Source organism: Micromonospora sp. L31, from assembly GCF_052068075.1.
Lineage (GTDB): Bacteria > Actinomycetota > Actinomycetes > Mycobacteriales > Micromonosporaceae > Micromonospora > Micromonospora purpureochromogenes.
In genome coordinates, this window is record NZ_JBQHDC010000009.1 from 1 (window position 1) to 20767 (window position 20767).

At 74.7% G+C, this 20767-nt stretch carries 22 protein-coding genes and 1 tRNA gene; 19 read left to right on the top strand and 4 right to left on the bottom strand.

The genetic code is table 11. The annotated features are described in order from the left end of the window. Positions 1-175 precede the first annotated feature (175 nt). The 9 genes from fdh to ACTMS9_RS22730 all read left to right on the top strand — a co-directional run bounded on the left by fdh (position 176) and on the right by ACTMS9_RS22730 (position 11159). Positions 176-3472, top strand: coding sequence for a formate dehydrogenase (gene fdh / locus ACTMS9_RS22690; RefSeq protein WP_441165960.1), 3297 nt, complete (start codon positions 176-178; stop codon positions 3470-3472). Beyond that, positions 3465-4562, top strand: coding sequence for a 4Fe-4S dicluster domain-containing protein (locus tag ACTMS9_RS22695; protein ID WP_441148775.1), 1098 nt, complete (start codon positions 3465-3467; stop codon positions 4560-4562). Before fdh ends, ACTMS9_RS22695 begins: the two co-directional genes overlap by 8 nt. Positions 4563-5014: 452 nt before the next feature. Beyond that, complete coding sequence (gene nrfD / locus ACTMS9_RS22700; RefSeq protein WP_441148776.1) at positions 5015-6046, top strand: NrfD/PsrC family molybdoenzyme membrane anchor subunit; 1032 nt, start codon at positions 5015-5017, stop codon at positions 6044-6046. Between the two features lie 44 nt (positions 6047-6090). Then, positions 6091-6186: transfer RNA gene (locus ACTMS9_RS22705), tRNA-Sec, on the top strand. A 24-nt stretch (positions 6187-6210) separates the two neighbouring features. After that, positions 6211-7515, top strand: coding sequence for an L-seryl-tRNA(Sec) selenium transferase (gene selA / locus ACTMS9_RS22710; RefSeq protein ID WP_441148777.1), 1305 nt, complete (start codon positions 6211-6213; stop codon positions 7513-7515). Position 7516: 1 nt separating this feature from the next. Beyond that, entirely contained in the window at positions 7517-9280 is a 1764-nt protein-coding gene (gene selB, locus ACTMS9_RS22715; protein WP_441148778.1) for a selenocysteine-specific translation elongation factor, read from the top strand. An 88-nt stretch (positions 9281-9368) separates the two neighbouring features. Further along, positions 9369-9566 carry a hypothetical protein gene (locus ACTMS9_RS22720; RefSeq protein WP_088962125.1) on the top strand — a complete coding sequence of 66 codons (198 nt, stop codon included), beginning with the start codon at positions 9369-9371 and terminating at the stop codon, positions 9564-9566. 64 nt (positions 9567-9630) lie between these two features. After that, positions 9631-10908: a hemolysin family protein gene (locus ACTMS9_RS22725; protein ID WP_441148779.1), complete on the top strand. Its 1278-nt coding sequence runs from the start codon at positions 9631-9633 to the stop codon at positions 10906-10908. Between the two features lie 65 nt (positions 10909-10973). Beyond that, on the top strand, positions 10974-11159 hold the full coding sequence (locus ACTMS9_RS22730) for a hypothetical protein (protein WP_154936871.1): 186 nt from the start codon (positions 10974-10976) through the stop codon (positions 11157-11159). Between the two features lie 3 nt (positions 11160-11162). On the opposite strand, the gene ACTMS9_RS22735 is transcribed toward ACTMS9_RS22730, so the two are convergent. Continuing rightward, entirely contained in the window at positions 11163-11816 is a 654-nt protein-coding gene (locus ACTMS9_RS22735; RefSeq protein ID WP_441148780.1) for a hypothetical protein, read from the bottom strand. A gap of 127 nt (positions 11817-11943) precedes the next feature. Between ACTMS9_RS22735 and ACTMS9_RS22740 the strand changes: the two genes are divergently transcribed. Beyond that, entirely contained in the window at positions 11944-12153 is a 210-nt protein-coding gene (locus ACTMS9_RS22740) for a hypothetical protein (protein ID WP_441148781.1), read from the top strand. On the opposite strand, the gene ACTMS9_RS22745 is transcribed toward ACTMS9_RS22740, so the two are convergent. The 3 genes from ACTMS9_RS22745 to ACTMS9_RS22755 form a co-directional block, all read right to left on the bottom strand. Further along, a complete protein-coding gene (locus tag ACTMS9_RS22745; RefSeq protein WP_441165961.1) occupies positions 12150-12626 on the bottom strand; it encodes a hypothetical protein in 477 nt (158 codons plus the stop codon). The genes ACTMS9_RS22740 and ACTMS9_RS22745 overlap by 4 nt on opposite strands. Beyond that, positions 12623-12832: a phosphatidylethanolamine-binding protein gene (locus tag ACTMS9_RS22750; RefSeq protein WP_210778069.1), complete on the bottom strand. Its 210-nt coding sequence runs from the start codon at positions 12830-12832 to the stop codon at positions 12623-12625. Before ACTMS9_RS22750 ends, ACTMS9_RS22745 begins: the two co-directional genes overlap by 4 nt. 72 nt (positions 12833-12904) lie before the next feature. Next, positions 12905-13786, bottom strand: coding sequence for a universal stress protein (locus ACTMS9_RS22755; RefSeq protein ID WP_441148783.1), 882 nt, complete (start codon positions 13784-13786; stop codon positions 12905-12907). A 118-nt stretch (positions 13787-13904) separates the two neighbouring features. Between ACTMS9_RS22755 and ACTMS9_RS22760 the strand changes: the two genes are divergently transcribed. The 9 genes from ACTMS9_RS22760 to odhI all read left to right on the top strand — a co-directional run bounded on the left by ACTMS9_RS22760 (position 13905) and on the right by odhI (position 20752). Further along, entirely contained in the window at positions 13905-14651 is a 747-nt protein-coding gene (locus ACTMS9_RS22760; protein ID WP_441148784.1) for an SAM-dependent methyltransferase, read from the top strand. A 72-nt stretch (positions 14652-14723) separates the two neighbouring features. Continuing rightward, positions 14724-15902, top strand: a complete 1179-nt coding sequence (locus ACTMS9_RS22765; RefSeq protein WP_441148785.1) for a PP2C family protein-serine/threonine phosphatase — start codon at positions 14724-14726, stop codon at positions 15900-15902. Positions 15903-15948: 46 nt separating this feature from the next. Beyond that, on the top strand, positions 15949-16419 hold the full coding sequence (locus ACTMS9_RS22770; RefSeq protein ID WP_441165962.1) for a MarR family transcriptional regulator: 471 nt from the start codon (positions 15949-15951) through the stop codon (positions 16417-16419). A 295-nt stretch (positions 16420-16714) separates the two neighbouring features. Continuing rightward, the gene (locus ACTMS9_RS22775) at positions 16715-17353 is read left to right on the top strand and encodes a CDP-alcohol phosphatidyltransferase family protein (RefSeq protein WP_441148787.1); all 639 of its coding nucleotides are present in this window, start codon (positions 16715-16717) and stop codon (positions 17351-17353) included. After that, positions 17350-18297: a DUF881 domain-containing protein gene (locus ACTMS9_RS22780; RefSeq protein ID WP_441148788.1), complete on the top strand. Its 948-nt coding sequence runs from the start codon at positions 17350-17352 to the stop codon at positions 18295-18297. The genes ACTMS9_RS22775 and ACTMS9_RS22780 overlap by 4 nt, the downstream gene beginning before the upstream one ends. Beyond that, positions 18294-18626, top strand: a complete 333-nt coding sequence (locus tag ACTMS9_RS22785; protein WP_067311500.1) for a small basic family protein — start codon at positions 18294-18296, stop codon at positions 18624-18626. The genes ACTMS9_RS22780 and ACTMS9_RS22785 overlap by 4 nt, the downstream gene beginning before the upstream one ends. A gap of 10 nt (positions 18627-18636) precedes the next feature. After that, complete coding sequence (locus ACTMS9_RS22790) at positions 18637-19644, top strand: DUF881 domain-containing protein (RefSeq protein ID WP_441165963.1); 1008 nt, start codon at positions 18637-18639, stop codon at positions 19642-19644. Between the two features lie 56 nt (positions 19645-19700). Then, positions 19701-20081 carry a glycine cleavage system protein GcvH gene (gene gcvH, locus ACTMS9_RS22795; RefSeq protein WP_088962137.1) on the top strand — a complete coding sequence of 127 codons (381 nt, stop codon included), beginning with the start codon at positions 19701-19703 and terminating at the stop codon, positions 20079-20081. A gap of 218 nt (positions 20082-20299) precedes the next feature. Further along, positions 20300-20752, top strand: coding sequence for an oxoglutarate dehydrogenase inhibitor Odhl (odhI, locus tag ACTMS9_RS22800; RefSeq protein ID WP_088962138.1), 453 nt, complete (start codon positions 20300-20302; stop codon positions 20750-20752). The last annotated feature ends 15 nt before the right edge of the window (positions 20753-20767 follow it).

The window sequence follows — 20767 nt, forward strand, 5'->3', positions numbered from 1 at the left end:
GCCACTCGCCGAGAGGCGACCTGCACACCGACACCCCAGCGCCGCCCCCGACCCACCAGGGCCGGGGGCGGCGCTGTCTGCACCGGCGGAAGCGATCCCTTCGCTCCGCTCGCGGAGGCCGCCGCGCTGCCCTATCTTCAGAGGGTCGACGGCGTCGGGGAGGGGGTGCGGGAGCATGGGACTGCGTACCTTCCTCGAGGGCTGGCCGGTCTACCGGCAGCTCACCGGCACCGACCCGCTGGGTCGGGGCGCCGCCGCGCAGTCCGGCCGCTCCGCCGAGCTGACCGCGCGCACCGAGACGGCGGACAGCATGGCCCGCTCGGTCTGCCCGTACTGCGCGGTGGGCTGCGGGCAGCGGGTGTTCGTCACCGACGGTCGGGTCACCCAGATCGAGGGCGACCCGGACAGTCCGATCTCGCGCGGCCGGCTCTGCCCGAAGGGTTCGGCCAGCAAGAGCCTGGTGACCAGCCCGCTGCGGCAGACCAAGGTCCGCTACCGCCGGCCGTACGCCACCGAGTGGGAGGACCTGGAGCTCGACACCGCGCTCGACATGATCGCCGACCGGATCCTCGCCGCCCGCGAGGAGACCTGGGAGGACGTCGACAGCGAGGGCCGGCCGCTGAACCGGACGCTCGGCATCTCCAGCCTGGGCGGGGCGACGCTGGACAACGAGGAGAACTACCTCATCAAGAAGTTGTTCACGGCGATGGGGGCGCTCCAGATCGAGAACCAGGCGCGGATTTGACACTCCGCCACCGTCCCCGGTCTGGGGACCAGCTTCGGTCGCGGTGGCGCGACGGACTTCCAGCAGGACGTCGCCAACGCTGACGTCATCGTCATCCAGGGCTCGAACATGGCCGAGGCCCACCCGGTGGGCTTCCAGTGGGTGATGGAGGCCAAGCGACGCGGCGCCAAGGTGTTCCACGTCGATCCCCGGTTCACCCGGACCAGCGCCGTGGCCGACACGTACCTGCCGATCCGCGCGGGCACCGACATCGCGCTGCTCGGCGGGGTGGTGCGCTACATCCTGGAGAACGAGCTCGACTTCCGGGAGTACGTGCTGGCGTACACGAACGCCGCCACCATCGTCAGCGAGCGGTACGTCGACGCCGAGGACGGTGACGGCTTCTTCTCCGGGTTCGATCCGGAGACCAGCAGCTACGTGCAGGACAGCTGGCAGTACGCGGGGCACGAGCGCGACTCCGGCAGCGGGCACACCGCCAAGGAGCGGGACAGCGCGGCCGGGCTGCGGCACGAGTCGCACGGCGCGCAGGTCGCCGGTCAGGTGCCGCGGGACGAGACGTTGCAGCACCCGCGCTGCGTCTACCAGATCCTCAAGCGGCACTTCGCCCGCTACACGCCGGAGATGGTGGAGCGGGTCTGCGGCATCCCGCGGGACAAGTTCCTGGAGCTGGCCCGCGCCTGGACGGAGAACTCCGGCCGGGAGCGCACCGGGGTGCTCATCTACTCGGTGGGCTGGACCCAGCACAGCGTCGGCGTGCAGTACATCCGCACCGGCGCGATCATCCAGCTCCTGCTGGGCAACATGGGTCGGCCCGGCGGCGGGATCCTGGCGCTGCGCGGGCACGCCAGCATCCAGGGGTCCACCGACATCCCGACGCTGTTCAACCTGCTCCCCGGCTACCTGCCGATGCCCCACCACGCCGACCACCCGACCTTCGACCAGTGGGTGGACAGCATCCGGCACCCCGGCCAGAAGGGTTTCTGGGGCAACGCGCGCGCCTTCGGGGCGAGCCTGCTCAAGGCGTACTGGGGTGACGCGGCGACCCCGGAGAACGACTTCTGCTACGGGTACCTGCCCCGGATGACGGGCGACCACGGCACCTACCAGCAGGTGCTGAACATGATCGACGGCAAGGTCAAGGGCTACTTCCTGCTCGGCCAGAACCCGGCGGTCGGCTCCGCGCACGGCCGGGCCCAGCGCCTGGGCATGGCCAACCTCGACTGGCTGGTCGTCCGCGACCTGTTCATGATCGAGAGCGCGACCTTCTGGAAGAACGGCCCGGAGGTCGCCACCGGCGAGATCGTGCCGAAGGAGTGCCGCACCGAGGTGTTCTTCCTGCCCGCCGCCTCGCACGTGGAGAAGGAGGGCACCTTCACCCAGACCCAGCGACTGTTGCAGTGGCGGGAGAAGGCCCTCGACCCGCCGGCCGACGCCCGCTCCGAGCTGTGGTTCTTCTACCACCTGGGCCGCCGGCTACGGGAGAAGCTGGCCGACTCGGACCAGCCGCGGGACCGGGCACTGCTCGACCTGACCTGGGACTATCCCACGCACGGTCCGCACGCCGAGCCCAGCGCCGAGGCGGTGCTGCGCGAGATCAACGGGTACGACGTGGCGACCGGCCGCCCGCTGTCCGCGTTCGCCGAGGCCAGGGACGACGGGTCCACCGCCATCGGCTGCTGGATCTACACCGGCGTCTACGCCGACGGGGTCAACCAGGCGGCCCGGCGGAAGTCCCGGCACGAGCAGGACTGGGTGGCCGCCGAGTGGGGGTGGGCCTGGCCGGCGAACCGCCGCACCCTGTACAACCGTGCCTCGGCCGACCCGCAGGGCCGCCCGTGGAGCGAACGCAAGCGCTACGTCTGGTGGGACCCGGACGCCGGCGAGTGGACCGGCCACGACGTGCCGGACTTCGAGAAGACCAAACCGCCGACGTACCGGCCGCCGGAGGGCGCGTCCGGGCCGGCGGGGATCGCCGGCGACGACCCGTTCGTCATGCAGCCCGACGGCAAGGGCTGGCTGTACGCGCCGAGCGGGGTGCTCGACGGCCCGCTGCCGACGCACTTCGAGCCGGCCGAGTCGCCGCTGCGCAACCCGCTCTACGGTCAGCAGGCCAACCCGACCCGGAAGGTCTACGCCCACCCGGTGAACTCGGTGAACCCGAGCCCGCCCGAGGAGCACAGCCAGGTCTTCCCGTACGTGTTCACGGTGAGCCGGCTGACCGAGCACCACACGGCCGGCGCGATGAGCCGGACGGTGCGGCCGCTGGCCGAGTTGCAGCCGGAGATGTTCGTCGAGGTGTCGCCGGAGCTGGCCGCCGAGGTCGGGGTGACCCACCTCGGCTGGGCACACCTGGTCAGCGGCCGGGCGGTGATCGAGGCGAAAGTGCTGGTCACCGACCGGCTCACGCCGCTGCGGGTGGACGGCCGGGTGATCCACCAGATCTGGCTGCCGTACCACTTCGGCTACGAGGGCCTGGTGACCGGCGACTCGGCCAACGACCTGTTCGGCATCACCCTCGACCCGAACGTACTGATCCAGGAGAGCAAGGTCGGCACCTGCGACGTGCGGCCCGGGCGGCGGCCGACCGGGCCGGCCCTGCGGGACCTGGTCGCCGACTACCAGCGGCGGGCCGGGATCGTGCCGGGACGGTCGGCGCCCACCGTGACCGACGGGGTCCACCCTCCTGCGCCGGGGCCCGCCGAGGGGGAGGATGTCGACGATGCCTGACGCCAACAGCCTCTACGGCCCCCTCGACCCCGCCCCGGACGCCGGCTGGGTCGACGCCGGCCCGCGGGTGGGTTTCTTCACCGACACCAGCGTCTGCATCGGCTGCAAGGCGTGCGAGGTGGCCTGCAAGGAGTGGAACGGGGTACCGGACTCCGGGTTCGACCTGCTCGGCATGTCGTACGACAACACCGGCGCGCTGACCGCCAACTCCTGGCGGCACGTGGCCTTCATCGAGCAGCCCGTCCCGGCCGGGCACCGCACGCCGCCGTTCGCCGGCACCCCGACCGACGGGTCGGTCAGCGCGTCCTCGGCGGCCGTCGCCGCCGGCACCGGCAACCCGACCGGCACCGACCCGGGCGTGCCGCCGGGCTCGGCCTCCCCCGCGGCCCGGATGGGCGCCGACGGCGCCGCGGCACCGGCCACCGTCCCCGATCGGGGCAACGGCACAGGTACGGGCGGCCAGTTCCTCGGCATGCCCGGTTCGCAGCCGCCCGGCCGGTCCACCGGCGTCGAGGAGCGCACCGACTTCCGCTGGCTGATGATGTCGGACGTCTGCAAGCACTGCACCCACGCCGCCTGCCTGGACGTCTGCCCGACCGGCTCGCTGTTCCGCACCGAGTTCGGCACGGTGGTGGTCCAGGAGGACATCTGCAACGGCTGCGGCTACTGCATCTCGGCCTGCCCGTACGGGGTGATCGACCAGCGCAAGGGGGACGGCCGGGCGTGGAAGTGCACGCTCTGCTACGACCGCCTCGGCGCGGGCATGACGCCCGCCTGCGCGCAGGCCTGCCCCACCGAGTCGATCCAGTTCGGACCGCTGGACGAGCTGCGGGAGCGGGCGGCGCGGCGGGTGGCCCAGCTGCACCAGCGGGGGGTGCCCGAGGCCCGGCTCTACGGCAACGACCCCACCGACGGCGTCGGCGGTGACGGCGCGTTCTTCCTGCTGCTCGACGAGCCCGAGGTGTACGGCCTGCCGCCGGACCCGGTGGTGACCACCCGCGACCTGCCGAAGATGTGGAAGCGGGCCGGGCTGGCCGCGCTGGCCATGACGGCGGCCGCCGTCGCCGCGTTCGTCGGAGGTTCGTCGTGAGTCCGGACCGCGCGCCCGTCGGCTCACTGTTCCGTCGCTTCCGCGACCGGCTGGAGACGCAGGGACCCGGCCGCCTCGGCGGCCCCGGCCACCGGGGCGGCCACGGGCCGAAGATCGGCGTGGGGCCCGCCGGCTCCGAGCCGTCGGCGGCGTTCGGCGGAGAACCCGGCGGTCCGGGCGACGACCAGCGGCGGGTCGGTGCGGGCGCCATGACGTCCGGACCCGCCCCCGCACCGGACCAGGCCGCCGTGGACGCCCGCCGGGCAGCAGGGCCTGACCAGGCCCCGGCGAAAACCGCCCGGACAACAGGGCCTGGCCCGGCCGCCGTGGACGCGGCCCGGACAACGGAGCCCGACCGGGGCGCGGTGAACGGCGCCCGGGCCACCGGCCGTGAAGGCCGTGCACGCGGTACCGGCGTCGGTGCGGCCCGGACCGACTCGGAAGCCGCGGAGGTGCGCCTCGCCCCGGACCCGCCCCGCGACGTCGCGCCGGTCGATCGCCGGGGTCGCCGCAGGCGGACCGGGCGCGGTGGCGAGGAGCTGCGCGTGCCGGAGGCCGAGTTCACCTCGTACTACGGCCGGCCGATCCTCAAGGCGCCGGTGTGGCGGTGGGACATCGCCGCGTACCTGTTCACCGGGGGCCTGGCCGCCGGCTCGTCGCTGCTGGCCGCCGGCGGACAGCTCACCGGCCGCCCGGCGTTGCGCCGCGCCGGCCGGGTCACCGCGCTGGGCGCGGTCACCGCCAGCGCGTACTTCCTGATCCACGACCTGGGGCGGCCGTCCCGCTTCCACCACATGCTGCGGGTCGCGAAGCCGACCTCGCCGATGTCGGTGGGCACCTGGATCCTGAGCGCCTTCGGGCCGGCCGCCGGCGTGGCCGCGATCGCCGAGGCGGCGCCCTGGCTCCCCGAGCGGGGCGTGCTCGGGCTGGCCCGCCGGGTGCTGCCCCCGGTCGGGCAGGCCGCCGGGCTGGCCGCCGCCGCCACCGCGCCGGCCCTGGCCACGTACACCGGGGTGCTGCTGGCCGGAACGGCGGTGCCGTCGTGGCACGAGGCGTACCCGGAACTGCCGACCATCTTCGCGGGCAGCGCGCTGGCCAGCGGCGCCGGCGTGGGCCTGATCGCCGCGCCGTGCGCGCAGGCCGGCCCGGCGCGGCGGATGGCCGTGGCCGGCGCGGCGCTGGAGCTGCTCGGGTCGCACTCGGTGGAGACCCGGCTCGGGTTGCTCAGCGAGCCGTACCGGACGGGCCGGGCCGGCCGGCTGCTGCGCGCCGGGCGGGCGCTGACCGCCGCCGGGGTGGCCGGGGCGCTGGTCGGCCGGCGCAGCCGGGTGATCTCCGCGCTCTCCGGCGGGGCGCTGCTCGCCGCGTCGGTGGCCACCCGGTTCGGCATCTTCCACGGCGGCGTCGCCTCGGCGCGCGATCCGAAGTACACGGTCGTGCCGCAGCGGGAGCGGGTGCGCCGCCGGGAGGCCGGCGAAGGCTGAGGCTCGCCGCGCGACGGGCCGGGGGCTGTGGTTGACTCCTGGGCGGAGGCGTTCAGGAGGCTGGTGCCCCTCCCGGTCTTCAAAACCGGTGTGGCCCGGGACCCGGGTCAGGCGGGTTCGATTCCCGTCCGTCTCCGCCAAACCGCTCGGGAGAGATGACGCGCATGGGCGAGGCGCCGGCCGACCCACGACGGCGGGTGCCGCGCACCGACACCCTGCTGGCCGACCCGCGCCTGGCCGCGGCGGTCGCCACCCTCGGCCGCGACCGGGTCAAGGCAGCCGTGGGCCACGCCCAGGAGCGCGCCCGCCGCGGCGACATCACCCCCGAACAGGTACCCGACGACGCCCTCGCCGCGCTGCCCGCGCCAGCGCCGCGCGCGGTGCTCAACGCCACCGGCGTCGTGCTGCACACCAACCTCGGCCGGGCGCCACTGTCGGCTGCCGCCGTCGAGGCGGTCGTCGCCGCCGCCGGGCACACGGACGTGGAGCTGGACCTGCGCACCGGGCGGCGCGCCCGGCGGGGACGCGACGCCCTGGACGCGCTCGCCGCCGCGGTGCCGGACGCGGCGGCCGTGCACGTGGTGAACAACGGCGCGGCCGCGCTGGTGCTCGCCGCCACCGCCCTGGCCGCCGGCGCGGAGATCGTGGTGAGCCGGGGCGAACTGGTGGAGATCGGCGACGGGTTCCGCCTGCCAGACCTGCTGGAGAGCACCGGCGCCCGGCTGCGGGAGGTCGGCACCACCAACCGCACCACCCTGGCCGACTACGCGGCGGCGATCGGCCCGGCAACCGGCTTCGTGCTGAAGGTGCACCCGTCGAACTTCCTGGTCACCGGCTTCACCTCGGCCGTGCCGGTCCGGGCGCTGGCCACCCTCGGCGTGCCGGTGGTGGCCGACATCGGCTCCGGGCTGCTCGCACCGGACCCGCTGCTGCCCGACGAGCCGGACGCCGCCAGCACCCTGCGGGCCGGCGCGGCGCTGGTCACCGCCAGCGGCGACAAGCTCCTCGGCGGGCCGCAGGCCGGGCTGCTGCTCGGCGACGCCGCGCTGGTCGAGCGGCTGCGCCGGCACCCCCTCGCCCGCGCGTTGCGGGTCGACAAGCTGACCCTGGCCGCCCTGGCGGCCACCCTGCACGGCCCGGACACCCCCACCCGGTCCGCCCTGCACGCCGACCCCGCCGGGCTGCGGGAGCGGGCCGAACGGCTGCGCGACGCGCTCGGCGCCGACGGCTGCAAGGCCGAGGTGGTGCCGAGCAGCGCCGTGGTCGGCGGTGGCGGCGCACCCGGCGTCGTGCTGGACTCGTGGGCGCTGAGCCTGCCCGAGGCGTACGCCGGGCCGCTACGCCTCGGCGCGCCGCCGGTGCTCGGCCGGGTGCTGCGGGGCCGGCTCCTGCTGGACTTGCGCTGCGTCCCCCCGGCCGCCGACGACACCCTGCGCGCCGCGGTGCTGCGGGTCCCGGCGGCCGGCTGACATGTACGTCGTCGCCACCGCCGGCCACGTCGACCACGGCAAGTCGACACTGGTCCGGGCGTTGACCGGGATGGAACCCGACCGGTGGGCCGAGGAACGCCGCCGGGGCATGACCATCGACCTCGGCTTCGCCTGGACCACGCTGCCCGCCGGCGGCACCATCGCCTTCGTCGACGTCCCCGGCCACGAGCGCTTCGTGCCGAACATGCTCGCCGGCGTCGGACCCGTCCCGGCCGCGCTGGTCGTCGTCGCCGCCGACGAGGGCTGGATGCCGCAGTCCGCCGAGCACCTGGCCGCGCTGCACGCGCTCGGGGTGTCGTACGGGCTGCTGGCGGTGACCCGCGCGGACCTGGCCGACCCGGGACCGGCGTTGGCCCGGGCCCGGGCGGAGCTCGCCGCCACCAGCCTCGGCGAGGTGGAGGCGGTACCGGTCAGCGCGGTCACCGGCACGGGCCTGCCCGAGCTGCGCGCCGCCCTGGACCGGCTGGTCGCCCGCCTGCCGGCGCCCGCGCCGGACCTGCCGGTGCGGCTCTGGGTGGACCGGTCCTTCACCATCCGGGGCAGCGGCACCGTGGTGACCGGCACCCTCGGCGGCGGCCGGCTACGGGTCGGCGACCAGCTGGAGCTGGCCGCCACCGGCGAGCCGGTCCGGGTACGCGGCCTGCACTCCCTCGGCGCCGCCCACGACCGGGTGGACGCGGTGGCCCGGGTCGCGGTCAACCTGCGGGGCGTGCCGAAGGACCGGCTGGGCCGGGGCGACGCGCTGCTCACCCCCGGCCGGTTCCGGCTCACCGACCTGCTCGACGTGCGGCTGGCCGGCGACCCGGCCGCCGACCTGCCCGCCACCCTCACCCTGCACGTGGGCTCGGCTGCCGTGCCGGCCCGGGTCCGCCCGCTCGGACACGACACCGTCCGGCTGCGGCTGGCCCGGCCGCTGCCGCTGCTCGTCGGCGACCGGGCGCTGCTGCGCGACCCCGGACGGCACCACGTCAGCGGCGGGGTGACGGTGCTGGACGTGGCCCCACCGCCCCTGCGCCGGCGCGGCGCCGCCGCGGCCCGGGCGGCCGTCCTCGCCGACCTCGACGGGCGGCCCGACCTCGCCGGGGAGCTGCGCCGGCGGGCCCTGGTCCGCGCCGGGGAGCTGACCCGGATGGGGGTGCCGGCCACCGTCGCCCCGGTCGCCGGCGACTGGCTCGCCGACCCCGAGCACTGGCGGCGGCTGGCCACCCGGCTGGCCGAGGAGACCACCCGGTACGCGCGCGAGCATCCCCTCGACCCGGGCGTCCCGGTGGAGGTGCTGCGCCGGCGTCTCGACCTGCCCGACCGCGCGCTGGTCGAGGCCCTGGTCCGCCCGCCGCTGGCGCTGCGCGCCGGGCGGGTCACCGCCGCCGAGGTCGACGCGCTGCCCGCACCGGTGGCCCGGGCCGTGCAGCGGGTCCGCGCCGAGTACGCCGCCCAGCCGTTCCGCGCCCCCGAGGCGGACCGCCTCGCCACCCTCGGCCTGGGTCCCCGGGAGATCGGTGCTGCCGTGCGCGCCGGGGCGCTGCTGCGGCTGGCGGAGAACGTGGTGCTGCTGCCCGGCGCGCTCGACGACGCGGTCCGGGTGCTGGCCGGGCTGCCGCAGCCGTTCACGCTCAGCGCCGCCCGGCAGGCGCTGGACACCACCCGCCGGGTCGCCGTGCCGCTGCTGGAGCTGCTGGACCGGCGCGGCGCCACCCGCCGGCTGCCCGACGACGCCCGCGAGGTGGTCGGCCGGCCGTCCTGACCACCGCCGGGCCCGGCGGGCAGGGGCGGTGCCGCGGGCTGGCCCGAAGCCGCACCGCGACGGGCGCCGCGTCGCCTACCGTGACGCCATGGACCCATCGGCGGTCTGGCGGGACAAGAACCACCGCTGGCGGATCGAGGCGTACCGGGCGCCGGACCTGCGGTTCGCGATCTTCGCCACCAACGGCACCACCGAGTCGGCCCCGCTGTGGCTGTTCGGCATGTCGGCGCTGGCCCGCTGGCTGATGACCCACGCCATCTCCCTCGACGACCTGGAAAACGACTGACCCGGCCTCTCCGGTGACGCCGCTGCGGTTGAGTAGGGGCCAAGGTGGCGGGGGAGGGGGTGGCATGCTCGGGCAGCTCGCGCTGGTGGCCGTGCTGGTGCTGATCAACGCCGCCCTGTCCGGCAGCGAGATGGCGCTGGTGACGCTGCGGGAGGCGCAGCTGCGCCAGCTGGGCCGCTCCGGTCGGGCCGGGGCGCGGCTGGCCCGGCTGGCCCGGGAACCGAACCGCTACCTGGCCACCATCCAGCTCGGCATCACCCTCGCCGGGTTCCTCGCCTCGGCGGCCGCCGCCGTGTCGCTGGCCCAGCCGCTGATCGGCCCGCTCGGCTTCCTCGGCGGCGCGGCCCGGCCGGTGGCCGTGGTGCTGGTGACCGTGGTGCTGACCTTCGTCACCCTGGTCGTCGGGGAGCTTGCCCCGAAACGGCTGGCGATGCAGTGGGCGGAGCGGTGGGCGTTGTTGAGCGCACCCCCGCTGGACGTGCTCGCCCGGCTGTCCCGGCCGGCGATCTGGTTGCTCAGCCGCGCCACCGACCTGCTGGTCCGGCTCGCCGGCGGGGACCCGCGGGCACAGCGGCAGGAGGTGACCGAGGAGGAGCTGCGGGAGATGCTGGTCAGCCAGCGGGGGCTGTCGGCGCAGCAGCGGGAGATCCTGTCCGGGGCGTTCGACATCGCCGGCCGTACCCTGCGGGAGATCCTGGTCCCCCGACGGGACGTGACGGTGCTGCCCGCCTCGCTGTCGGCGGCCGAGGCGATGCGCCGGATGGCCGCCACCGGGCGCTCCCGCGCCCCGGTCGTGGGGCCGGGCGGGCTGGACGACGTCCGGGGCCTGGTGCACATCCGCGACCTGGTCGACGGCCACGGCGACACCGCCGGTCAGCGGGCCCGCGAGCTGCTGCTGCTGCCCGGCACGCTGCCGGTCGCCGACGCCATGCGCCAGCTGCGGCAACGCCACGAACAGCTCGCCCTGGTGGTCGACGAGTACGGCGGCATCGACGGTCTGATCACTATGGAGGACCTGCTGGAGGAGGTCGTCGGCGAACTGTACGACGAGACCGACCGGGACGTCTCCGGGGTGCTGCGGGAGGCGGACGGGGCACTGCTGCTCCCCGGTGACTTCCCACTGCACGACCTGGCCGACGTGGGGGTGCGGCTGGCCTTCCCGCTGCCGCGCGACTACACCACCGTCGCCGGGCTGGTCCTGGCCGGGCTGGGCCGGCTGCCCGACGGGCCGGGGGAGTCGGTGCGGCTGCCCGGGCTCACCGTCGAGGTGGTCGAGGTGGCCGACCGGGCGGTACGGCGGGTCCGGCTGCGCGGCCCGGCGGCCGGCGGCCGGGCCGAGTGACCCGGACGGGTTACCGGCCGCGAAAACCGCCGTACCGGGGCGGAACCCGCCGTACCGTGCGGAACGTGAAGGACCGAGGAATGCGGACGTTCCTGGCGGTGCTCGCCGGACTGGCGGTGATCTACTTCGGCGCCACCGGGCGCAGCGCCGATGAGGGCGGCGGGATCTCCGGCGGGGTGGTGCTGCTCGCCCTGGCCGCCGCGCTGCTGGTGTGGAACCTGACCAAGCCCGGGGACAAGCCGGTCAAGTGACGCTCACCGCGCCGCCGCAGTCCGGTTGACCTCGCCCGCGGACTCCTCGCCCAGGGCCACCCGGACCAGCGCCGAGGCGAGCCGGCCGAAGTCCGCCTCGCCGACCAGGCCCGCCAGCCCGCGCGGATTCGCCGGCAGCCCGAGCCGCTTCGCCCCGGTCAGGGTCCGCCGGTCGGCGTACGGGCGCACGTCCGGCCAGACCTCCTGCGCCTCCCGCAGGAAGATGTCCGCGCCGGTCGGACCGATGCCGGGGAACTCGGTGAGCAGCCGGCGCAGCGCGGTCGGCTGCCCGTCGGCCTCCCGGTGCAGCCGGCGCAGGTCACCGTGCCAGCGGTCCAGGCAGAGCCGGGCACCGGTGCCGAGCATCGTGGCGGTCCGCTCGTCGTAGCGGCGGTAGTGCCCGCGCCCCAGCGCGTCGACCCGCTCCTGCCAGCTCGCCGTCTCCATCGCCTGCGGGGTGCGCCAGCCGGCGGCGAAGAGTTCCCGCGCGGCGGCGAGCGCCACCCCGGCCCGGATCCGGGTGCTCAGCAGGGTGGCCAGCACCAGCAGCTGGTACAGCGGCCCCGGCCGGTCGGTCAGTCGGATGCCGGCCTCCTCGGCGTAGGTGCGTCCCTGCCGGTCCAGCAGGGCCCGGGCCACCCGTCGGTCGTCCCCCATCACCGTGCAGTACCCGCCCTGTCGCGGATCAGCCGGGCCGCCGCCGGTCGAATGTGCGCCACGGCGGCGGGTAAGCCAATGGGGTGCGCGGCCCGCTGGTCGTGCACCCCGTCGGAAGGAGAGACCCGTGGTGAACCCGCAGCAGATGGAGTTCCGCCGCAACGCCAAGGGCGCGACCAGTACGGACAGCCGGAAGACCGCCACGGACGCGGGCGGGCATCCGCAGCACAAGGGCACGTCCAACGCGGACGTCGGACGGCCGGTGCCGAAGGGGCAGGTCTCGCCGTACGGCCCGGCCGGTGAGCCGATCGCCGACGACGAGAGTGACCGGGGCTAACCGCACCGTGCGGAGGGCGGCCGCAGCCGGTTCAAGGTGGCAGCGGCCGCCATTCCGTATGCCAGGTGGGGCACGATGTCGGCTAGCCAGTCGGACCGGCTCCAGGTGCGCGGGTCGCTGATCCGCAGCGTCGCGAGCGAGCCGATAGTGGTGGCCATCACCCCGCCGCCGAGCAGCGCGGTCGCGACCGCCGGCGGTAGCCGGCGACCGCTCGCGAGCACCCCGAAGGCGGCGCCGGTACTGATCCCCAGGGCGTACCCGAGGACGGCCCCGAGGCCCGTGCGGCGGTTCGCCGCTCGGTCCTCGGGGCCCAGGTCCACGTGCGCGAGACCGGCCAACCGGCCGATGCTCTCCTCCGGGGTGCTGCTCGCCGGTCTGGCCCGGACTGCGATGTCCAGGTAGCCGACCACGTTCAACGCGGCGCTGCCGACCGCGCCGGCGATCGCCCCGTCGACCACACCGGAAGCCCTCACTTCGGATCGCCCGGTTCGCGCTCACCCTTCGGGCCGAACGTCCGTTCCCCCCGGACCACGCCCCGTTGGCCGCGATCCTCCTGCATGATCCGGTTGGCGACCTGGTTGGCCTCCTGGTCCGCCGCCCGCCCCGACTGCTCGATCAGGTCGCGCAGGCGTGCGCGTTGCTTGTCGTACGCGTTGCTTCCCGGCCGTGGTCCTGGCATAGCCGCCTCCTCGGTAGCTGTCACCGCGTGCCGTACCCGGGCCGTCTACCCGTCTGCCGGCGGGTCAACCGCTCAGTCCGGGGTACGCACCACGGCCACCGGGCAGGCGCTGTGGTGCAGCACCCCGTGGCTCACCGAGCCGAGCAGCAGCCCGGCCAGCTCGCCGCGTCCCCGGCCGCCGACCACCACCAGCAGCGCCCGGCGGGACGCGGCGGTGAGCGCGGCGACCGCCCGGTCCCGCACCACCTCGCGGGTGATCGGCAGGTCGGGGTACCGCTCGCCGATGCCGGCGAGGGCCTCGACGAGCACCCGGTCCTCCTCGGCGCGCAGTTCGGACTCGTCGTAGACCAGCGGCTGCATGTCGCCGGGGCCGCCGGAGGCCGGGTGGCGGTAGGCGTGCAGGGCGTGCAACGTGGCGCCCCGGATGTCCGCCTGCTCGGCGGCGAACTCCACGGCCTCCCGGGCCGCCGGGGAGCCGTCCACCCCGACCACCACCGGACCGCCGCCGTGTTCCTCGCCGCGCGCCACCAGCACCGGGCACTGCGCGTACGTGGCGACCTGCACCGCCACCGAGCCGAGGATCAGCGCGCCGAAGCCACCCAGCCCGCGGTCACCGAGCACGACCAGTGCGGCGGTGGGCGTCTCGCCGAGCAGCACCGCCGCCGCCTCGCCGTCGATGATCTCGCCGGTCACCCGGATCCCCGGTACGGCCGCCTCCGCCTCGGCGACCGCCCGCGCGACGAGTTCCTCCGCCTGGTGGCGCAGGCCGCCGCCGGGCGGGGCGTCGGCGACCGGGTCCACGGGCACCCGCAGCAACGGCCAGATGAACCCGTGCACCACCCGCAGCGGCCGGTGCCGGCGGGCCGCCTCCGCCGCGGCGAGCCGGACGGCGCGCAGCGCCTGCTCCGAGCCGTCCACGCCCACCACCACCGCCGCGCCGTTCGCCGAGTTCACCGCCGCGCACCTCCTGCCCGCGGCCAGTATCGCGGCCCGGGGACTGTCGCCGGGGCGATACCGCGAGGGCGGTCGCCTCGCTACGCTGTCGCCCACCCGTCGGAAGGGAGTGCCGTCGATGGCCGAGCCGGAGCAGCCGAGCACCGCCCGCATGATCGACTTCTGGTTGGGCGGTGAGCACCACTTCCCGGTGGACGTGGCGGCGGCCCGTGCCTTCGAGGAGGCGTACGGGCCGTGCGCGGCGATCTTCCGGGACCTGCGGGACTTCCTCGGCCGGGCGGTCGGGGCGGTCGCCGAGGCCGGGGTGGACGGCTTCCTCGTCTTCGGGGCCGGCCTGCCCACCCGGGGCAACGTGCACGAGGTGGCCACCTCCGCCACCGTCCTCTACACCGACGTCGACCCGGTCACCATCCGGCTCGGGCAGCGGATCCTGGCCGGCAGCGACCGCGCCGGTTACGGCTACGGCGACGCCACCGACATCGGCACCGTCGACCCGGCCCAGCTGCACCGCTTCGTGCCCGGCTGGGGGAGGAGACCGGTCGGCGTGGTCTTCCTCGGCCTGGCCGCCTTCCTGGACGACGAGACGCTGGCCCGGACCCTCGACGAGCTCTACGACGCGGTGGCCCCGGGCAGCTTCCTGGCGTTCGACTTCGACAGCGAGGAGCTGGCCGGACACCCGCAGGCGCTGGCCATGATGGGGCCGCAGTTCCGGATGCGGACCCCGGCGTCGTTCGCCCCGCTGCTGGGGCGGTGGGTGCCGACGGCCGAGGGCATCGTGCCGGTGGCCCGGTGGCGGCCCCGCGGCGAGCCGGCCGCAGTGCCGGACGCGTTCCACGGCGGGCTGGCCGGCAAACCCACCGACTGACCCGGCCGGTGCGGTGCCCGGCCGCGCGTCCGTATGATGCTTGCCCTACAGCAAGAATTCTGGAGGACGAACATGCCGGACGTGCCCGCAGCGGTGTCCCGTGCGCTGCGCGCAGCCCCGCCGGACCAGCTGGTGGAGGCCGCGGACCGGGTCGTCCGGGCGCGCCTCGGCGCCTCGCGCACCGACGTGTTCCTGGCCGACTACCGGATCACCGGGCTCTGGCCGGTGCTGGACCCCGACCTGCCGGACGCCGGCTTCCTCGCCTGCCAGGGGGTCGCGCAGCGCTGCTTCAGCAGCCAGCAGCCGGTGCTCGACGCCCGGGACGACGGGCACTGCCGCGTCTGGGTGCCGCTGACCGCCTGGGGGGAGCGGCTCGGGGTGCTGCTGGTCGAGCTGACCGGGCCGGCGGACGGGCCGACGGTGGCGTCGATCGGCGAGGTCGCCGACGAGCTGGCCACCGCACTGCGCGCCGCCGACCGGGAGACCGACCGGTACCGCCGGGCCCGCCGCCGGGAACGGCTCAGCATGGCCGCCGAGATGCAGTGGGACCTGCTGCCCGGACGCAGCGTGCGGCACCACGCTTTCCTGTTGGCCGGCCAGTTGGAGCCGGCGTACGGCGTGGGCGGGGACCACTTCGACTGGTCCGTCGACTCCGACCGCCTCACCGTCACCGTGCTCAACGGGACCGGCACGGGCATGTCCGCCGCCCTGCTGACCGCGTTGACCGTCAACGCGATGCGCAACGCCCGGCGCTCCGGCGGCGGGCTGGTGGAGCAGGCCGAGCTGGCCTCGGACACCATCCACTACCAGCACCGCGGCCGGCGGCACGTGGCGACGTTGCTGCTCACGGTCGACACCGTCACCGGTCGGGTACGCGCGGTGGACGCGGGTTCCCCGCACCTGCTGCGGGTCCGCGGCGCCACGGTGACGCCGATCGAGCTGGACCGCCAACTGCCGCTGGGCATGTTCGCCGAGACGCGCTACGACGTGCAGGAGTTCGACCTGGAGCCGGGGGACCGCCTCTTCGTGGTCAGCGACGGCGTCTACGACGCGCAGCCGGGCGGCCAGGAGGCGTACGGGGAGCGGGCGATGGCGCGGTCGATGCGGTCCACGCGGTTGCAGCCGGCGACCGAGGCGGTTGGTACCGTGATGCGCGAACTGTTCGCCTACCACGCCGAAGCGGACCTGCGCGACGACGCCGTCGTCGTCTGTCTGGACTGGGTCGGTGTCAGCGGTCAGGGCGAGCGGTAGCAGACCGGCAGCCGGGTACGAGCGGAACAATCGCAGGGGGCACCGGGTGGAGCGACCTCCGAACCTCGCCGCGGCGATCGATGCAGCCGCCGAGGCGCTGATCGGTGTGCTCGACTCCGCCACCTCGCGGCACCACGTCACCGTCCCGCCGACGCAGTTGCGGGTGCTCGCCCTGATCAGCGCGCGGCCGGACACCAACGTCAACCGGCTGGCGGAGCTGCTCGACGTCGTACCCTCCTCGGCCAGCCGGCTCTGCGACCGGCTGGAGGCCACCGGGCTGCTGCGCCGGGTGGCCGACCCGCGTGACCGGCGGGAGGTCCGGCTGGTCCCCACCGCCGCGGCCCAGACCCTGCTGCGCGAGCTGAAGGAGCGGCGCCACCAGGCCGTGCAGGCGATCCTCGACCGGATGCCGGCGCGGGCGCAGCACGACCTGCTGCTGTCGTTGCTGGCCTTCGCGCAGGCCGTGGAGGCCAGCGAGGCGACGCAGCCGGACACCGCCGCCGCGCGCACCGCCTGACCCGCTTCACCCAGGCACGGGCACAGCGACACTCCACTAGTGTCCTAGGATGCCTTACGCGTGGTGACGCACCACACACCGAACACCCGGAAACGACGGAAGCGCGGCCCCCGAGGGCCGATACGTGAGCCCGATATAGTGGCAACTCGCCGGCCCGCGATCACCACGTCCGGGACGGCATCAGGGGAGGCCCCAGCCCGGGGCCGCCGAGGCGCCGGCGCTGGCCGGCCCGTCAGCGCGCACGTCCCGCCGAGGCGCCCAGGAGGCGTCCGGTCAGTGCTGCGGAGGAGGTTCGGTGTCGCGTCGGCCGGCTCGGGCAGAGCACCCGCAGGGCACGGACGGCACCGCGGTCGGCGACCGGGTGCTGACCCTGCCGAACCTGATCAGCTTCGTCCGGCTGCTCGGCGTCCCGCTGTTCCTCTACCTGTTCCTGGTGGTGGAGGCCGACGTGGCGGCGATCGTGGTGCTGGCGGTCGGCGGCACCACCGACTGGGTCGACGGGTGGATCGCCCGGCGCCTCGGCCAGGTCAGCCGCCTCGGCGAGCTGCTCGACCCGTTCGCCGACCGGCTCTACATCCTCGCGACGTTGCTCGCCTTCACCGCCCGCGAGGTGGTGCCGTGGCAGTTCACGGCCGCGCTGCTGGCCCGGGAGCTGCTGCTGGTCGGTTCGCTGGCGGTGCTGCGCCGGCACGGGTACGGCCCGCCGCCGGTGCACTACGTGGGTAAGACGGCCACCTTCCTGCTGCTGGCCGCCTTCCCGATCCTGCTGGTGGGCACCGCGTCGGAGTCGGCGGCCACCGCCGCCGGGGCGATCGGCTGGGGCCTGGCCTGGTGGGGCCTGGTGCTCTACTGGGTGGCCGGCGCCATGTACGTGGTGCAGGCGGTCCGGCTGGTCCGGTCCGTGCGGGCCCGCTCCGGGGGAGCGGCGGCATGAGCGCGCCGCCGGACTCCGGTGGGCGTACCACCCGGGCGTTCACCCCTGACTTCCTCACCGAACTGTTCCGCAATCCGCTGGATCCTGGCTACGCCGACGCGGCCGCCCGGCGCCGGGAGTCGCCGGCCCCGGCGGGGTGGCGGGGCGCCTCCGCGCGCGCGGTGAGCGTCGTGGTGATCGCGGTGGTCGGTTTCCTGTTCGCGGTGGCCTACCGGGAGACGATGGCGGAGGAGCCGAGCCGCAGTCAGGCCCGCGCCGGCCTGATCGCGCAGATCAAGCAGCGGGAGAGCGAGACCGACGAGATGACCGCCCGCGCGGACCGGCTGCGCGAGGAGGTGGGTCGGCAGCGCGACGCCGCGCTGAGCGGTTCGCAGGCGGCCCGGTTGCGCAACCTGGAGGCGGGGACCGGTCTGGGCCGGGTACGGGGCGACGGGGTGGTGGTCCGGCTGGCCGACGCGGCGCCGAAGGACGACGACGCGGTCTCCGGTGACGCGGACGCGGGTCCGCCCCGGGTGATCTACACCGACCTGCAGAAGGTGGCCAACGACCTGTGGGCCTCCGGGGCGGAGGCGGTGGCGATCAACGGTCAGCGGTTGACGGCGACGTCGACCATCCGTTCGGCGGGTGCGGCGATCCTGGTGGACTTCCGCCCGGTGACGAGCCCGTACGAGGTGACGGCGATCGGGCCGAGGTCGATGCGCGACAAGTTCGAGGAGAGCCGGGCGGCGTATCTGATGCGGCGGGTGGCGAAGGAGACCGGCCTGTCTTTCCAGGTCCGGGACGCGGACGACCTCACGCTGCCGGCGGCGCCGGAGCCGCGGCTACGCTACGCGCAGCCTTCGGTCAGTCCGAGCCCGTCGCCGTCGGGTTCGGCCGACCGTTCGTCGAGTCCCGGGCCGTCCGGTTCGGGTACGTCCCCCCGCCCCTCCGGAGGTGTCCGATGATCGCGGTGCTGGCGCTGCTCGCCGGTGTGGTTCTCGGGATCTACCTGGACCCGACGGTGCCCGCCGCGTTGCAGCCGTATCTGCCGATCGCGGTGGTGGCGGCGCTGGACGCGGTGTTCGGTGGGGTGCGGGCGAAGCTGGACCGGATCTTCGACGACAAGCAGTTCGTGGTGTCGTTCATCTCCAACGTGCTGGTGGCGGGTCTGATCGTGTATCTGGGTGACCAGCTGGGGGTGGGCGGTCAGCTCTCCACCGGTGTGGTGGTCGTGCTCGGGGTGCGGATCTTCGGCAACGTGGCGGCCATCCGTCGTCACCTGTTCCGGGCGTAGGTTTGTGGCGATGAGCGACGAGCAGCGGGACACCGGGACGGGATGGCCGCAGCCGGCGGAGCCGCGCCGGCCGGCGGGGCCGGCGGGTGAGCCGGATCCTCGGCCGGACGCCCCGGATCCGGACGAGTTGAGCCCGTTGGTGCCGCCGGCGGAGGAACCGGCGCGGCAGGAGCCGCCGGCGTCGCCGCCGGCGGAGGAGGCCGAGACGCAGCGCATCGAGGCCGAGCCGGCGCCCGCCGAGGTGGATCCGGAACGGCCGGCGGCCGACCCGGAACGCGTCGACCCCGAGCGGGTGGTCGTGGCCGCGGTGCCGGCGGGTCGCCGGTGGACGTCCGCGGGCGTGATGATCACGGTGTTGCTGGCGTTGCTCGGGTTCACCCTGGTGGTCCAGTTCAAGACGACGTCGACGGATCCGACGCTGGCGGCGACCCGGCAGGAGGACCTGGTCCGGATCTTCTCGGATCTGGATTCCCGGGAGAAGCGGCTCCAGCAGGACATCGAGGCGCTGGAGGAGAGCCAGCGGCAGTTGCGTTCGGGTGAGCAGGGTCGGCAGGCGGCGTTGGACGAGGCGCGGCGGCGGGCGGACGAGCTGGGGATCCTGGCGGGGACGTTGCCGGCGCGGGGTCCGGGGCTGAGTGTGGAGTTCCGGCCGGGTGCGGGCAAGCCGATCCGGGCGGACCGGATCCTGGACGCGGTGCAGGAGTTGCGGGGCGCGGGCGCGGAGGCGATGCAGATCTCCGGCAGTGGCGGGTCGCCGGTGCGGATCATCGCGTCGACGTACTTCCTGGACGGGTCGGGCGGCTCGTTGGTGGTGGACGGGCGGTCGTTGTCGGGTCCGTTCACGATCACGGTGATCGGTGATCCGAAGACGATGGAGACGGCGCTGAAGATTCCGGGCGGGGTGGCCGCATCGGTCGCGGGTGACGGCGGTACCGTGAACGTTGATGAGCGTGGGGTTGCCGAGGTTTCGGCGCTGCACGCGCCGATGAAGCTGGAACACGCCCGTCCGGTCTCCTGACCGGCGCGGCCGCGTCGGATCACCTCCGGCGCATCGATGGATGAAGGACGCGTCTGGTGATTCCTGAGGATCTGCGTTACACCGCCGAGCACGAGTGGGTGGTCGGCGCCGACGGCGGCACGCTCCGCGTCGGCATCACCCACTTCGCGCAGGACGCGTTGGGTGACATCGTGTTCGTGCAGTTGCCCGACGAGGGTGCGGTGGTGGCGGCCGGTGAGCCGCTGGGTGAGATCGAGTCGACCAAGAGCGTGTCGGAGATCTACGCCCCGGTGAGCGGGACGGTGGCGGCGCGGAACGAGGCGCTGGGCGACACCCCCGAGGTGATCAACACGGACCCGTACGGTGCGGGTTGGCTGTTGGAGATCACGCCGGATGATCCGTCGGCGCTGGACGGCTTGCTGACCGCCGGTGCGTACCGAGAGCTGACCGAGAGCTGAGTGTTGCCCTGCCCGGGCGCGGGGGTGTTGTCCGCGCGTCCGGTTGCCCTGCATTTCGGCGCTGGCTAGGCTCGCCCAGTCGACCGAGAACCCCAATAGTTGAGCGTTGTGTAATTGCCTTCCCGGGCACGGGGAGCCAGCCGCCGGGTGTGCGACTGCCCGGCGGCCAGACCCGCCATTACCCCGACGCTGACCGAACAGATCCGTGAGGTGGTCCCATGACGCGCCCAGGCGACGAGTTCCCCCCGCTCGACGTCACTTCGACGCTCAATCTCGGTTCGTTGGACGAAGTGCTGGAGGGCCCGGACACCGACGTGGTGCCGAGCCGGATGTCCGGCTCGTTGCCGCCGGGGATGGCGCTGCTGGTGGTTCGTCGTGGCCCGAACGCGGGTGCCCGGTTCCTGCTGGACCATGACGTGACCACGAGTGGCCGGCACCCGGACAGTGACATCTTCCTCGACGACGTGACGGTGTCGCGGCGGCACGCGGAGTTCCACCGTGACGGTGGCACGTTCACGGTGCGGGATGTGGGCAGCCTCAACGGCACGTACGTGAACCGGGAGCGGGTCGAGGCGGCCACGTTGAGCAATGGTGACGAGGTGCAGATCGGTAAGTTCCGGGTGGTGTTCATCGCCGGTCCGCGCCCGGAGGAGGAGGCCGGCCGGGGGTGAACGAGCCTGCGGCTT

What these genes read in the sequence shown, in the direction of transcription:
- ACTMS9_RS22695 (WP_441148775.1), top strand. Translation starts at nt 3,465, where the DNA reads ATGCCTGACGCCAACAGCCTCTACGGCCCCCTCGACCCCGCCCCGGAC.
- selA (WP_441148777.1), top strand. Translation starts at nt 6,211, where the DNA reads ATGGGCGAGGCGCCGGCCGACCCACGACGGCGGGTGCCGCGCACCGAC.
- selB (WP_441148778.1), top strand. Translation starts at nt 7,517, where the DNA reads ATGTACGTCGTCGCCACCGCCGGCCACGTCGACCACGGCAAGTCGACA.
- ACTMS9_RS22720 (WP_088962125.1), top strand. Translation starts at nt 9,369, where the DNA reads ATGGACCCATCGGCGGTCTGGCGGGACAAGAACCACCGCTGGCGGATC.
- ACTMS9_RS22725 (WP_441148779.1), top strand. Translation starts at nt 9,631, where the DNA reads ATGCTCGGGCAGCTCGCGCTGGTGGCCGTGCTGGTGCTGATCAACGCC.
- ACTMS9_RS22735 (WP_441148780.1), bottom strand. Translation starts at nt 11,816, where the DNA reads ATGGGGGACGACCGACGGGTGGCCCGGGCCCTGCTGGACCGGCAGGGA.
- ACTMS9_RS22750 (WP_210778069.1), bottom strand. Translation starts at nt 12,832, where the DNA reads ATGCCAGGACCACGGCCGGGAAGCAACGCGTACGACAAGCAACGCGCA.
- ACTMS9_RS22760 (WP_441148784.1), top strand. Translation starts at nt 13,905, where the DNA reads ATGGCCGAGCCGGAGCAGCCGAGCACCGCCCGCATGATCGACTTCTGG.
- ACTMS9_RS22765 (WP_441148785.1), top strand. Translation starts at nt 14,724, where the DNA reads ATGCCGGACGTGCCCGCAGCGGTGTCCCGTGCGCTGCGCGCAGCCCCG.
- ACTMS9_RS22780 (WP_441148788.1), top strand. Translation starts at nt 17,350, where the DNA reads ATGAGCGCGCCGCCGGACTCCGGTGGGCGTACCACCCGGGCGTTCACC.
- ACTMS9_RS22785 (WP_067311500.1), top strand. Translation starts at nt 18,294, where the DNA reads ATGATCGCGGTGCTGGCGCTGCTCGCCGGTGTGGTTCTCGGGATCTAC.
- ACTMS9_RS22790 (WP_441165963.1), top strand. Translation starts at nt 18,637, where the DNA reads ATGAGCGACGAGCAGCGGGACACCGGGACGGGATGGCCGCAGCCGGCG.
- odhI (WP_088962138.1), top strand. Translation starts at nt 20,300, where the DNA reads ATGACGCGCCCAGGCGACGAGTTCCCCCCGCTCGACGTCACTTCGACG.